14 protein-coding genes and 7 tRNA genes are annotated in these 12,567 nt (G+C 38.5%); 18 read left to right on the forward strand and 3 right to left on the reverse strand.

Translation table 11 applies throughout. The annotated features are described in order from the left end of the window. Nucleotides 1–52: 52 nt before the first annotated feature. The 11 genes from FC64_RS04465 to pepF all read left to right on the forward strand — a co-directional run bounded on the left by FC64_RS04465 (nt 53) and on the right by pepF (nt 5,238). A tRNA-Phe gene (locus tag FC64_RS04465) sits at nt 53–128 on the forward strand. A 1-nt stretch (nt 129) separates the two neighbouring features. Then, nucleotides 130–212 (forward strand) — tRNA-Tyr (locus FC64_RS04470). Nucleotides 213–221: 9 nt separating this feature from the next. After that, a tRNA-Trp gene (locus FC64_RS04475) sits at nt 222–292 on the forward strand. A 15-nt stretch (nt 293–307) separates the two neighbouring features. Continuing rightward, nucleotides 308–382: transfer RNA gene (locus tag FC64_RS04480), tRNA-His, on the forward strand. Between the two features lie 9 nt (nt 383–391). Continuing rightward, nucleotides 392–463 (forward strand) — tRNA-Gln (locus FC64_RS04485). A gap of 28 nt (nt 464–491) precedes the next feature. Beyond that, nucleotides 492–562 (forward strand) — tRNA-Cys (locus FC64_RS04490). Between the two features lie 43 nt (nt 563–605). Further along, nucleotides 606–690: transfer RNA gene (locus FC64_RS04495), tRNA-Leu, on the forward strand. Nucleotides 691–1,151: 461 nt separating this feature from the next. Further along, nucleotides 1,152–1,550, forward strand: coding sequence for a transcriptional regulator SpxA (gene spxA, locus FC64_RS04500; RefSeq protein WP_057906736.1), 399 nt, complete (start codon nt 1,152–1,154; stop codon nt 1,548–1,550). 112 nt (nt 1,551–1,662) lie between these two features. Next, nucleotides 1,663–2,439, forward strand: a complete 777-nt coding sequence (locus FC64_RS04505) for an adaptor protein MecA (RefSeq protein WP_057906737.1) — start codon at nt 1,663–1,665, stop codon at nt 2,437–2,439. Nucleotides 2,440–2,483: 44 nt separating this feature from the next. Beyond that, the gene (locus FC64_RS04510; RefSeq protein WP_057906738.1) at nt 2,484–3,392 is read left to right on the forward strand and encodes a competence protein CoiA; all 909 of its coding nucleotides are present in this window, start codon (nt 2,484–2,486) and stop codon (nt 3,390–3,392) included. Between the two features lie 37 nt (nt 3,393–3,429). Next, nucleotides 3,430–5,238: an oligoendopeptidase F gene (gene pepF / locus FC64_RS04515; RefSeq protein ID WP_057906739.1), complete on the forward strand. Its 1,809-nt coding sequence runs from the start codon at nt 3,430–3,432 to the stop codon at nt 5,236–5,238. A gap of 32 nt (nt 5,239–5,270) precedes the next feature. Here pepF and FC64_RS04520 read toward each other — a convergent pair whose 3' ends face one another. Continuing rightward, complete coding sequence (locus FC64_RS04520) at nt 5,271–5,903, reverse strand: DsbA family protein (RefSeq protein ID WP_057906740.1); 633 nt, start codon at nt 5,901–5,903, stop codon at nt 5,271–5,273. Nucleotides 5,904–6,038: 135 nt separating this feature from the next. On the opposite strand from FC64_RS04520, the gene yjbM reads away from it, so the two are divergent. The 3 genes from yjbM to FC64_RS04535 are packed head-to-tail and all read left to right on the forward strand — an operon-like array spanning nt 6,039 to nt 8,384. After that, nucleotides 6,039–6,677, forward strand: a complete 639-nt coding sequence (gene yjbM, locus FC64_RS04525) for a GTP diphosphokinase (protein ID WP_057906741.1) — start codon at nt 6,039–6,041, stop codon at nt 6,675–6,677. After that, entirely contained in the window at nt 6,674–7,480 is an 807-nt protein-coding gene (locus tag FC64_RS04530; protein WP_057906742.1) for an NAD kinase, read from the forward strand. Before yjbM ends, FC64_RS04530 begins: the two co-directional genes overlap by 4 nt. Then, on the forward strand, nt 7,470–8,384 hold the full coding sequence (locus tag FC64_RS04535; RefSeq protein ID WP_057906743.1) for an RluA family pseudouridine synthase: 915 nt from the start codon (nt 7,470–7,472) through the stop codon (nt 8,382–8,384). The genes FC64_RS04530 and FC64_RS04535 overlap by 11 nt, the downstream gene beginning before the upstream one ends. Before the next feature lie 11 nt (nt 8,385–8,395). Here the strand turns inward: FC64_RS04535 and FC64_RS04540 are convergent, their stop codons facing one another. Beyond that, nucleotides 8,396–8,992 (reverse strand): copper homeostasis protein CutC, encoded by a 597-nt coding sequence (locus FC64_RS04540; protein WP_057906744.1) that lies wholly within the window; start codon nt 8,990–8,992, stop codon nt 8,396–8,398. Between the two features lie 20 nt (nt 8,993–9,012). Continuing rightward, nucleotides 9,013–10,035, reverse strand: coding sequence for a lactonase family protein (locus tag FC64_RS04545; RefSeq protein WP_057906745.1), 1,023 nt, complete (start codon nt 10,033–10,035; stop codon nt 9,013–9,015). Between the two features lie 100 nt (nt 10,036–10,135). Here FC64_RS04545 and FC64_RS04550 point away from each other — a divergent pair, with 100 nt between their 5' ends. The 4 genes from FC64_RS04550 (at nt 10,136) to trmL (ending at nt 12,560) form a co-directional block, all read left to right on the forward strand. After that, nucleotides 10,136–10,489, forward strand: coding sequence for a PTS glucitol/sorbitol transporter subunit IIA (locus FC64_RS04550; RefSeq protein WP_057906746.1), 354 nt, complete (start codon nt 10,136–10,138; stop codon nt 10,487–10,489). Between the two features lie 10 nt (nt 10,490–10,499). Beyond that, nucleotides 10,500–11,000 carry an aminoacyl-tRNA deacylase gene (locus FC64_RS04555; RefSeq protein ID WP_057906747.1) on the forward strand — a complete coding sequence of 167 codons (501 nt, stop codon included), beginning with the start codon at nt 10,500–10,502 and terminating at the stop codon, nt 10,998–11,000. A 91-nt stretch (nt 11,001–11,091) separates the two neighbouring features. After that, nucleotides 11,092–11,871: a methyltransferase domain-containing protein gene (locus tag FC64_RS04560; protein ID WP_081035656.1), complete on the forward strand. Its 780-nt coding sequence runs from the start codon at nt 11,092–11,094 to the stop codon at nt 11,869–11,871. Nucleotides 11,872–12,047: 176 nt separating this feature from the next. Then, entirely contained in the window at nt 12,048–12,560 is a 513-nt protein-coding gene (gene trmL, locus FC64_RS04565; RefSeq protein ID WP_057906749.1) for a tRNA (uridine(34)/cytosine(34)/5-carboxymethylaminomethyluridine(34)-2'-O)-methyltransferase TrmL, read from the forward strand. Nucleotides 12,561–12,567 lie beyond the last annotated feature (7 nt).

A 12,567-nucleotide genomic window follows, 5' to 3' on the forward strand; every position in this document is an offset into this window, starting at 1 on the left:
TAACCGAAAGGTTGCATTTGAATTTAATATTTAGTATCATCAATCAAGTAGTGGCTCGGTAGCTCAGTCGGTAGAGCAAAGGATTGAAGCTCCTTGTGTCGGCAGTTCGATTCTGTCCCGCGCCACCACGGAGGGGTAGCGAAGTCTGGCTAAACGCGGCGGACTGTAAATCCGCTCCTTCGGGTTCGGTGGTTCGAATCCACTCCCCTCCATTTTATAATAGGGATATAGTTTAAAGGTAGAACTACGGTCTCCAAAACCGTCGGTGTGGGTTCAATTCCTACTATCCCTGCTTCTTATTTTGATGGCGATAGTGGTGAAGGTTGGTTAACACACCGGTTTGTGGCACCGGCACGCGTGGGTTCGAATCCCACCTATCGCCCTTTTTTATTGGGCTATGGCCAAGCGGTAAGGCAAAGGACTTTGACTCCTTTATGCGCTGGTTCGAATCCAGCTAGCCCAATTTCTTAAGGATTTGAATCCTTTGAGATGGCGGTATAGCCAAGTGGTAAGGCAGAGGTCTGCAAAACCTTCATCACCGGTTCAAATCCGGTTACCGCCTTATTAATGCTTAGAAAGGCGTTAACTTTTTAAAATTTAATTATGCCGGTGTGGCGGAATTGGCAGACGCGCTGGACTCAAAATCCAGTGTCCGTTGAGGACGTATCGGTTCGACCCCGATCACCGGTATCATATGAATAAAGAGGTTGTGATGTAGGTCACAGCCTTTTTTGCTATATCCACATAATCGGGATTCTCAAAATAAACGGAACAAGCTAAGTTTGAAAAACGCCAAATCAGAGCTATGCATACTTATTCTAACGTTTTTCATATCTTCATTTTTGTATATTAAATTTATATTAGTTGAACTTTATATTAGTTGAACTTTATATGATAATCAATAAATTTTATATTAAAATTACTATAACAAATTACATATGGTTTAATTTGTGAACTTATTGCGATTAAAGCTTGAATTTGTTGTTATATCAATGATTAGAGTGTTGAAACGGCTCTGGCGAAACTTTAAATTAATTTAAAGGAACTCTAGTTTTTTTCTAAATTTACCGTTCAGTAATTGAAAATAAGTGTATAATGAAGAATGTAAGGTAGTTATTTGGATATGGACAAAAGCAAAGGAGCGGTTAGATATGGTTACTTTATATACATCACCAAGTTGTACTTCATGCAGAAAAGCTCGCGCCTGGTTAAAAGAACATGATATTCCTTTTACAGAAAGAAATATTTTCTCCAATCCACTTAGTATTGATGAAATTAAACAAATTTTACAAATGACTGAGAATGGGACAGAAGAGATTATTTCCAAACGTTCAAAAGCTTATCAAGATTTGAATGTTGACATTAATGATATGCCACTTCAACAGTTATTTGAATTATTACAATCAAATCCTGGACTTTTACGGCGTCCAATTATCATGGATGATAAGCGCCTTCAAGTTGGATACAATGAAGATGAAATTCGGCGGTTCTTGCCACGGAAAGTTCGAGTTCTTGAACTTGAGAAAGCCCAAAAGATGGCAGGATTTTAACCGGAATTAATTATTAAAATGGAATTTTGAAAGGTTGCCCATATAATATGGGTAGCCTTTTTTGTTAAATATGTGCTATGATATTACGTGAATTTGAAGGGAGGTTCTCTTTATGGAAATGGAGAAAATCAACGAAAATACAATGCGTGTAACCCTTGGAAAAGAGGATCTTGCCGAGCGTGGAATTTCAATTTTAGATTTAATTGGAAATCAACACGACGTTGAAGATTTTTTCTACGGTATTTTAGATGAAGTTGACACTGACCATGAGTTTCGTGATAATGGGGCAGTGACATTTCAGTTAGTTCCAAGCGGTGATGGGGTTGAGTTGTTTATCACTAAAGTTGACCCAGAAGCCGCAGAGAAGATGAATTTGCCTAAAGATGCAGAATTTGATGAAAATAATAGCGTGATGCTTTCAAATCTAACGCCGGATGAACTGGATCAAATTGGTTTAGATAAGGATGTTACCCGAATTTTAAAGGACCGAATGAAGGAAAATTTAAAATCAGATTCAAAAGATCAACGCAAAACAACGGTTGAACAGCCTGAGAAAGCAAGTACTAGTCGATCATCCCAAACCCCTGAACAATCTGAAAACTATGTTCGTGTTATCGAATTTGAAACACTTCAAGATTTTATTGATTTAACCCGAAATGTAATTTTTAAAGTTTCATTCGGATCAGATTTATTCCGAATGGACGATAAATATTATTTGGTGATTAAATTCTCTGATGAAGAGGTCACAAGCGGAACGGTTCAGGATGTATATTCAACCATGCTTGAATACGGGAAAGCGCCAAAAATACCGCCAATTTATCTTGAAGAACACGGTCAAATTGTTAAAACCCGGAATGCATATGAATGGTTTTCATATAATTTTAGTTAATCAAAAAGACACCTTATTTGCGTAACTGTAGATGAGGTGTTTTTATGTTTTATGCGTTAAATTCTGAAAATCAAATGATTCATGCTTCATCGGCTGATTTATCTCAAAAATACTATTGTCCAGTATGTCATCAGCTAGTTAAATTACGAACAGGCAAGTCAAATTCAAAGCATTTTGCTCATGAGCAGGTGTCTTTTTCAAAGCAGCACCATGAAACAAACATTCATCAAGCAGGAAAAAAGTTATTAATGAAATGGGGAAGTGAGATGGGGTATGCTGTTCAGTCAGAGATATATTTTAAGAAAATTAAGCGTCGAGCTGATGTAATTTTTAAACTTCCAAGATTCCAAGTGGCTGTTGAATATCAATGCTCACCAATTTCACCAACGGAATTAACGAAACGCAGCCAAGCATATTTTCAGGCGGGGTTGCGTTATATTTGGTTTGTTGGGAAACGCTATTGTCTTCATGAAAGAATTTCGCAACAGAATGCACAATTTTTTAGATACCATCCCAATATTGGATTTTATTTTATTTATTTAAATACTGAAATGCAACGGTTGGAACTTTACTATCAAATTCAGCAAGCAGCATTTTTGCGTTCAAAATATCGAATTAAGTTTTTAGCAAATCTAAAGGAATTAATTCAATTTATCCGTCATGCTAAAGAAAACTATTTAAGCAGGATCTCGGTTAAAATGCGATTGTGTCAAATTCGAAACCTTAATCGGGCAGAAGCATACTCAGCGGGAATGACCCGCATGCTACAGATTCGATGTTATCTGAATCATCTTGAATTTCATCAAGAAGTTTTACAGAGTCTTTCGCCGGTTTTTGATTATCCGATCTATCGGTATTCAAAGGCATATTTTCAGATTGCGACGCAATTAAATATTGACGATAAAAAGTTGCTTTATCAAATGCCGTTTATTAACTATCATAATTTTATTTGAGAAAATTTACTGGTAAAATGATTTTGAGGTGAAGATGATGACAGAAATCAAAAAGGTTCCAACACGTTCAGAAATTCCCGAAGAATTAACATGGGATTTGGAACGGGTTTATCAATCAATTGAAGAATGGAAAAAGGATCAACAAAAATTAGAACAAGAATTAGCCGGATTTCGTAAAGCAAAGAATCAAATGGAGTCGGGGGCTGAAGAGTTTCTGACAGTAATTGAACGCTACCTTGAAATTATGCGAATTTATGAGAAGCTTGCAGTCTTTGCTTCGATGAAGAATGACCAGGATACAACCAATTCTAAATATCAGGAATTACAAGGAATGGCAGATAATTTAGGAACTCAAGTCAGTGAAGCAGTTGCGTGGTTTCAACCAGCACTTGTTCATCTTGATGATCAAGTGCTTCAGGATTACTTTGAACAAAATTCAAACCTTGAACCATATCGGCACTTTATTACTGAATTGCGTTCACAGCGGGACCATTTATTAAGTGATGCACAAGAAGAGTTACTAGCTGCAGCAGGAAACATTTTTGGCGCTCCTGAAAAAACATTTGAAATGTTAAGTGATGCGGATTTAAAATTCCCGATTGTTGAAGGCGAAAATGGACAGCAAGTTGAGCTTTCAGAAGGAACATACAGTAAATTGCTCGAATCTGCTGATCAAAAGATTCGTCGAGGCGCGTTTAAGGCATTGTACCAAACGTATGGATCGTTTAAAAATACGTTTGCAACGACCCTAACTTCACAAGTTCAAGTCCAAAATTATCAAGCCAAGGTTCGGCATTATGCTTCGGCCAAGGATGCTGCATTAAGCGAGAATCATATTCCAGATAAAGTGTATGATGTTTTAATTGATGAAGTTCACCGTAATTTGCCGTTATTACACCGTTACGTTAAATTGCGTGGTGAAGTTTTAAAATTAGACAAAGTTCACATGTACGACTTGTATACGCCAATCGTGAAGGAAAGTAATTTATCATTTACATATTCTGAAGCTCAAGCTAAAGCACTTGAAGCTCTTCAAGTTTATGGTGATGATTATTTACAACATGTTCAAGAGGCATTTGATAACCGCTGGATCGATGTTGTTGAAAATAAAGGAAAACGAACCGGAGCATATTCTTCAGGCGGATATGACACTGATCCATATATTCTTTTAAATTGGCAAGATGGACTGGAAGACTTATATACGCTGGTACATGAGATGGGACACAGTATGCACAGCTACTATACGACCCACACCCAACCGTATGTATATGGTGATTATCCGATTTTCGTTGCAGAAATTGCATCAACTACAAATGAAAATCTGCTTACGGATTACTTGTTGAAGACGGAAAAGGATCCTCAAGTCCGAGCATTCGTTTTAAACCACTATTTAGATGGCTTTAAAGGAACGATTTTCAGACAAACTCAATTTGCTGAGTTTGAACAGTGGATTCATGGACAGGATGCCAGTGGGAAGTCATTGACGGCTGATTCAATTTCAAAATTTTATGGTGACTTGAATAAGGAATACTATGGTCCTGCAATTTATAATGATGATGAAATTGCGATGGAATGGATGCGGATTCCGCATTTTTACTATGACTTTTACGTATATCAATATGCAACCGGATTTGCAGCCGCAACAACGTTATCGCAACGAATTGAAGATGACGATCCTACCCATACCGAAGCATACTTGAACTTCTTAAAGTCAGGGAGTTCAGCATATCCAATTGAAACGATGCAAAAAGCGGGCGTTGATATGACGCAACGCGAATATTTAGAAAAGGCATTTAAGGTTTTTGAAGAACGGCTAAATGAACTTGAAAAGTTAATTGTGAAGTAACATAAAAACGGAGGCGTTTTAGTGCCTCCGTTTTATTTAATTGGTTTTTGTGGCCTGTTTAATTTTGCAGAATGCAAATAATGAGTATGATTATTTGAACATAAGACCGAATCTTGTGGATGCAAAATAAACTTGTGTAAAATATTAAATGATTCTTGCGGATTAAGCGAAAATGCATAATCAGGAAAATCAGTGTTAGTGACTACGACTTCCGGGTAAGTGGTAATTTGCATTTCAGCTGCAATTCGTTGATCTTTTTTAAAGGTTTTAACCGCCAAATCAGATTGCCGGTCTTTTTTAAAGAGCTCCCAGTCAAGATGACTCTTAAAAGCAACCTTTTCAACCATCTCGTCAGTGTATTTAAAATTGTTTCTTAACGTACATTCTTGAACGTTGAGTAAGAAATTTCGTCCGCGTTTCTGGCCTTGAAAAAGAGCGGCCTCATAGTCAAGGGATGCCTTATAAAGGGTATCAACGACTTGATGTTCAATTGAACTTGAAACGCCAACGTGCTGCATCGCAAATGAAACGGTACTCAACGTCAAAAGCGGGAGAACTCGAAATCGAATTTTATTTTGAGCTTGCGCAAGCAATTTAATAATTTTCTTTTCAGTCTGATAGCAAGTTTCACTAATCGGATTAATAAATAGATATACCTCTAACATATTTATTTTTCCTCCCTGCTCGATTTATTCATTCCTTACTTTAAATAAAACAAAGCCGTTTTGCAATTAATATGTTTTCACCAACTAATGACAACGTATGGTAGAATAACAACAGATAAAGTTTCGGGGAGCGAAATGATGGATCGTTGGGATGAATTTTTAGCACCGTATGCTCAAGCAGTCGATGAGCTTAAGCTTAAATTGAATAGTTTAAAAAAACAAATGAGTTATAACAACCATGGCCCGATTGAATTTGTAACGGGCCGGGTAAAAACGAAGGAAAGCATTCTTGAGAAAATGCAACGACGGCACATCACTGCTGAAAACCTTGCAGTCGATATGGAGGACATCGCTGCCGTCCGAATTATGTGCGAATTTGTGGATGACATTTATACCATTGTGGGGATTCTTCGCAAACGGCATGATATGGATATTATTGAAGAACGCGATTATATTGCCCATAAAAAGCCAAGCGGCTACCGTTCATATCACATTATTATTCGTTATCCGGTCGAACTTGTTACGGGAACAAAGTATATTAAAGCTGAAATTCAGATTCGGACGTTAGCAATGAACTTTTGGGCAACGATTGAACATTCATTAAATTATAAGTATCAGGGTGAATTTCCACCCGAGATTGCTGAACGGTTACGGAAAACGGCGGAGGCAGCCTTTTTACTTGATACAGAAATGTCAAATATTCATGATGATATTAAAGAGGCTGAACGACTATTTGCACAGCGAAAACGGAATGACAAAGAGGATAAAAAATGAAGATTGGAATTTTTGCAAATGATACTCCGCAAACGGAGCAGATCAAAAATCAGCTTGAACAAAAATTAATTGATCGCCATATTACGATTGATAATACAGATCCTGAAATTGTAATTACAATTGGTGGTGATGGAACGTTACTTTCAGCATTTCACCATTATCAGGAACAACTCGAAACGATTCGCTTTTTAGGGGTACATACTGGTCATTTAGGATTTTATACTGACTGGCGGGCTGACGAGCTTGATGATCTTGTAATCAGTCTTCAATCAGATAATGGGCAAGCGGTCAGCTACCCGCTCCTTGATATTTCCGTTACCTATCATGATGAAAATCAGGCCCGGCATTATTTAGCCTTAAACGAAGCAACGCTTAAGCGAATTGGAATGACAATGGGAGCTGATGTTTACATTGGCGGTGAACTGTTTGAACGTTTTCGGGGTGATGGATTATGCGTGTCAACGCCGACTGGTTCAACGGCCTATAATAAATCATTGGGAGGAGCAGTGATTCACCCGAGCTTAGATGTGATTCAATTGACAGAAATTGGATCGCTAAATAATTTGGTATACCGAACAATTAGTTCGCCAATGATCGTTCCGGCAAATGACTGGATCACGATTGTTCCCAATCAGGCGAGTGACTTTTTTATGACGGTTGACCAGGAAAATATTTATGGAAAACAAATTGAACAGATTATGTTTAAGGTCTCGAAACGTAAAATTCGGTTTGCTAAGTATCGGCACACTGAATTTTGGCGGCGGGTTCAAGCAGCATTTATTGGTGATTTAAATGAGAATTAGTTGGCAGTATACGGGAAATGAACCGATAAAACTAAAGACGTTTATTCGCAATCAGGGAATTTCCCGGCACTTAATGGCAAAAGTTCGGGGCGATGGCGGCAAAGTTCTGATCAATGGCGTTGAAAATCGTCAAATTGATAAGATTAAACCGCAAACGGTATTAACGATTAAGTTTCCACCTGAAGAGAACCGTAAAAATGATTTAATTCCATCGTACGTTCCTTTAAAGATTATATATGAAGATCGCGACTTTTTAATTATTGATAAGCCGGATCATGTTAATTCGATTCCGTCCGTTCCTCAACGTAAGGATTCATTGGTGAATCGGGTCGATGGCTATTATCATCTTCGGGGATATGACGATTTGATTCCACATATTGTGACCCGGCTTGATCGTGATACATCGGGCGTGGCGTTGTTTGCCAAACACCGGTATGCTCATGCATTGCTTTCACAACAAATGGAGCAGCATGCAATCAAAAAGACTTATTTAGCGCTTTTGAGCGGTAATTTAAAGGAAAATCATTTGGTGATTGATCGCCAGATTGGTCGTGTTCCGGGAAGTTTGATTGAACGACAGGCGGTTTCAAGCGGTGGGCAAGAAGCGCAGACTGAGTTATGGGTCAAAAAACGATTGCCGGACTGTACGGTCTGTGATGTGCGGCTGCATACAGGGCGGACCCACCAAATTCGGGTCCATTGTAAGTCGATCGGCTATCCGTTAGTGGCGGATACGTTATATGGCGGGCAAATTCAGTTGCCATTGCAGCGCCAAGGATTACATTGCCGTAAAATTGAATTTTATCACCCATTTAAAAAGCAAATGATGACGTTTGAAAGTCCGCTTCCACAGGATATGAAACGCTATTTAGAGTTTGAAGAGCACAAAAAAACTGGACGTTAAGTCCAGCTTTTTTATTCAACTAAGAGTAAGTGAAGGTTAAACTGTTCACAAAGCTCAGTTAATTGTTTTTCATCTTTTCCGGTCAGAACAAATTGAACTGTACCTTGATTATAGGCGATCAATGTTTGAAGATTCTTTTTAAATGATGATGAATCCGGGTGGACAGAAATCATGATGCGATCGATTCCATGCTCGTTTGCAAAATCAATGGCTTTCTTTTGCCCAGCCAAGGTTAATTCATCAAAAGCGTGGTTTAAGGTGATTTGCATTCCGCCAGCTGCGCCGATCAATTGTGTCATTGAATCTTCATCGAGATGATTTTCTTCAGTGATTGCGCCAATTGCAACGCTGTCAACGCCTAATGCTTGGGCCTCGAAAACATCGGCTTCCATTATTTTGATTTCGATATCGCTGTATGAATATTTGCCTGTGCGTGGTCGAATCAACGTTTCAATTGAAATCTTCTGATTGTCATGCAAATAGCGAACCGTTTCGGCAATCATGCCTTTACTAGCAGTTGTTTGTTGGTTTTGAAGTTCAATTTTTTGAAAGTCAGTAAGGGTTGAAAGTTCATGAATTGTCTGAACTGTCTTTTGTTTAATAATCATTTAAGATCCCTTTCTTTATCTTATTTTTTAAAGCAAACGCAGACTCCTTCAGGAAGAGGAATATTTTGCTGGATGCAATCTAGTTTACCATTTTTTGAATCTCGTTTAAATAAGGTTGCGTTGTTGGTATTTTGGTTAACCACAACGAGAAATCGATTTGTTTTGTCTAATGCAAAATCGCGTGGGAAACTGCCTTCGGTTGAAGTCCAGTCAATCAACTCTAACGTATGGTCTGAGTTGATTTGATAAATTGCAAGCGAGTCATGTCCCCGGTTTGAAACGTAAACAAACCGATGATCGTTTGTGATGCGAATTGCAGCGGCACCATTGTGGACAGTAAAGTCATCGGGAATCGTTGATAAAATTTGTCGAATTTCAAAATGACCATCATCCGGGGCATATTGAAGGACTGCAATTTGACTGCTCAGTTCAGCAGCTAAATAAGCGGTATTTTGATCAGCGAAAACAAGGTGCCGGGGACCGAAGCCAGCTTCAAAATTCAAGCAGGCATCTTCAGTCGCTTTTCCGGTTGAGTTAATGGTATAAGTCGTTAACGTATCATTTCCGAGGTCAACAACGGCCAACCGTCCATCTGGCGTAAGATCGGCAAAGTGGACGTGCGCGTCATCCTGTTCAGGCCGTGGTCCGTTTCCATGATGAATGATTTGATCAGTTAGGGTCAAGGTCAAATCATCGTTTAAATGATAAATTTCGACGGTTCCCCGATGGTAGTATGCTGCAAAAACGAATTGTCGAGACTGATCATAGCCGATGTAACATGGACTGGAGCCAGGTGTAAGTTGATCATCAAGTAAATCAAATGATTGGTCGGCCAGATTATAGTTGGTGATTCCGCCAAGGGAACCTTCAACCGCAACGGCAAGTAGTGAGTTGCGGTCAGTTAATCTTAAATAGGTGGGATTGCCAACCGTAATGATTGGCCGTGGTTGACTTAAACGGCCGGCATCGCAATCGAGTTGGGCTTGATAAATTCCACGGCTGGTTTGTTTAGTATATGTTCCAAAGTAAATTTGTTGTTTCATGTAACTCACTTCCCATTTAAGTTAATTTAATTATAGCATTTTCGAATTTCTTTAATAATTCAAAAATTGCTATGTTAAAATAACCTTGAGGTGAAGTGTGATGATTAAAATGAAAGTTGTTTCAGTCGGAGATGGCGCATTGAATGCGGATGATGGATTGGTTATTTTATTTGGCAAAGAAGTTTCAGAACGGTTAAAGGAAGTCTCAGTTATTCAAGAATTTGAACAAATCGATCAGTACGGTGTGAAAAAAGGAATGCAGTTAACGATTGATGATCAGCATTATCAAGTTGCATACGTTGGAAATTTAGTCGAAAGTAATCTTGAAACGGTTCATCATACTGTTTTAGATTTTAATACTGTTCCGGATGAACCCCGCAGTAATGCAATTTACTTGGAACCGCAAAAGTTTCCGATAATTCATGCTGGATCACAGATTACGATTGGAGAATAGAGGAATTATCGTGGCAAAGAAGAAAAAAATCAAGAAAACGAATGAAGAGCGGATTCTTGATGAAAATGGAATTGAATATGAAGAAAAGAATTTTAACTGGGTTGAACGCGGAATGGATGCGTTGAAAGATGCCGAAAGCCAAGGAATTGATCCAGATAGCTTGTTGAAGACGATCGTTTTACAAGCGAATAACGATGCCAAAGATTATCTGGTTGTTTGCTTACCCGTTCAGGCCGAGATCAATTTAAAATTAGTTGCCCATGAACTTGGGAAAAAGCAGGTTCATCTAGCCGATAATAAAAAGCTGGTGAAAATCACTGGCTATGTTCATGGAGCAAATACACCAATCGGAATCAGCGCATATAAAGGCTTCCCAATCTATTTTGATGAACAAATTCAAAAGCTTGATGAAATTTCGGTTTCTGCGGGAAAGTTAGGACGCTCAGTTCGATTAAAGCGGGAAGATTTAGTAAAACTGGTGAAGGGATCATACATTAAAGTTGAACGCTAATCAAACAAAGTTATTAAAGAAAATTGATCAAGCAAAAGTTTTTTTGACGCACAATCGTAACTTATTTAAGTGTCCGTATTGCGGGGCGAAGATGACTGCGATTGAAGATTATAGTTTGATTTGTGCTCAAGGCCACCGGTTTGATTTGTCCAAAAAGGGGACGCTTTTCTTAATTAAGCATGGGGTTAAAAGCGACTACGATCAAAAAGAATTATGGCAGGCTCGGCGCCATGTCCTTCAACACGGATTATTTGATGAGGTACTTGAACAGATTATTCAACGGATGCCTCAACGAAATTTAACTTATATTGATGTAGGATGCGGTGAAGGGACGCCGCTTGCTCAAATTCGGAAACAACGCCGTCAATTCAATGATCAAGCAATTGGATTTGATATTTCAAAGGATGCGATTAGCCTGGCAACGCAGCAAACGGCGAATAGTTTCTTTTGCATTGCAGATTTAGCGGCGCTCCCATTTGCCAATCGTCAAATCGATGTCATTATTGATATTTTATCGCCGTCATCATACCGCGAATTTGATCGGGTTCTTGCCCAAAATGGAATTTTATTTAAGGTTATTCCAAATGCCAAGTATCTGATTGAACTTCGGCATCGCCTCTATCGGCCTGAAGATCCGAAATATTCGTATCAAAATGATGACGTGTTAAACCGAGTGATAGAACAGTATCCGCAAACCGAAGTCGTTCCGGTTAAATATCAATTTGATTTAACACCAGAACTTGCGACGGACCTGTTAAAGATGACCCCATTGCAGTGGGGAACCCAGGCGGATCCGGCGAATGTCTTTAAAACATCGTTGGAGTATGTTACGGTTGATATGTCACTGTTAATTGTTCGGAAAATTTTGTAAAATTGCTTGTCAAACAATATTTAAGGTGTTAACCTTATTAGTAAGAAAACGGTTGTTAGTAATTAACCAAGTTGTTAGTTATTAATTAATTGGACTTCATTAACGTAGCTGTTCGCCGTGCCCACACCGAACGGTTACGCTTTTTTATTGCTTGAAATTAAGAAAGGAAGATATTGATGACGAATCACATTGCGCTCTTTGAACCATTAATGCCGGCAAATACAGGAAATATCGCACGGACTTGTGCGGGAACAAATACGGAATTGCATTTAATCGAACCATTAGGATTTTCAACTGATGATAAATATTTAAAGCGGGCCGGTTTGGATTACTGGGACAAAGTTAAAATTACATACCATAAGAATCTTCCAGCATTTTTAGAAACGATTCCTGATATGAGTAAACTTTATCTGGTTTCAAAGTTTGCGGAAAAAACATATACTGATCCGGATTATTCAAATGTCAATGAAGATCATTATTTCCTTTTTGGAAAAGAAACAACGGGATTACCGGAAAACTTCATGCGGCAAAATGCGGAAAAATGTATCCGGATTCCGCAAAACGATGACCATATCCGAGCATTGAACTTGTCGAATACGGCAGCAATTGTAGTTTATGAAGCATTGCGGCAACAAGGATTTCCGCAATTAGACCGGACGCACCTTTACGAAAATGACAAATTAAAATAATAGAAGA

Source organism: Ligilactobacillus araffinosus DSM 20653, from assembly GCF_001435375.1.
GTDB classification, from domain to species: Bacteria; Bacillota; Bacilli; order Lactobacillales; family Lactobacillaceae; genus Ligilactobacillus; species Ligilactobacillus araffinosus.

Coding starts and splice junctions, on each gene's coding strand:
- spxA (WP_057906736.1), top strand. CDS start 1,152: ATGGTTACTTTATATACATCACCAAGTTGTACTTCATGCAGAAAAGCT.
- FC64_RS04505 (WP_057906737.1), top strand. CDS start 1,663: ATGGAAATGGAGAAAATCAACGAAAATACAATGCGTGTAACCCTTGGA.
- FC64_RS04510 (WP_057906738.1), top strand. CDS start 2,484: ATGTTTTATGCGTTAAATTCTGAAAATCAAATGATTCATGCTTCATCG.
- pepF (WP_057906739.1), top strand. CDS start 3,430: ATGACAGAAATCAAAAAGGTTCCAACACGTTCAGAAATTCCCGAAGAA.
- FC64_RS04520 (WP_057906740.1), bottom strand. CDS start 5,903: ATGTTAGAGGTATATCTATTTATTAATCCGATTAGTGAAACTTGCTAT.
- yjbM (WP_057906741.1), top strand. CDS start 6,039: ATGATGGATCGTTGGGATGAATTTTTAGCACCGTATGCTCAAGCAGTC.
- FC64_RS04530 (WP_057906742.1), top strand. CDS start 6,674: ATGAAGATTGGAATTTTTGCAAATGATACTCCGCAAACGGAGCAGATC.
- FC64_RS04535 (WP_057906743.1), top strand. CDS start 7,470: ATGAGAATTAGTTGGCAGTATACGGGAAATGAACCGATAAAACTAAAG.
- FC64_RS04540 (WP_057906744.1), bottom strand. CDS start 8,992: ATGATTATTAAACAAAAGACAGTTCAGACAATTCATGAACTTTCAACC.
- FC64_RS04545 (WP_057906745.1), bottom strand. CDS start 10,035: ATGAAACAACAAATTTACTTTGGAACATATACTAAACAAACCAGCCGT.
- FC64_RS04550 (WP_057906746.1), top strand. CDS start 10,136: ATGATTAAAATGAAAGTTGTTTCAGTCGGAGATGGCGCATTGAATGCG.
- FC64_RS04560 (WP_081035656.1), top strand. CDS start 11,092: ATGACTGCGATTGAAGATTATAGTTTGATTTGTGCTCAAGGCCACCGG.
- trmL (WP_057906749.1), top strand. CDS start 12,048: ATGACGAATCACATTGCGCTCTTTGAACCATTAATGCCGGCAAATACA.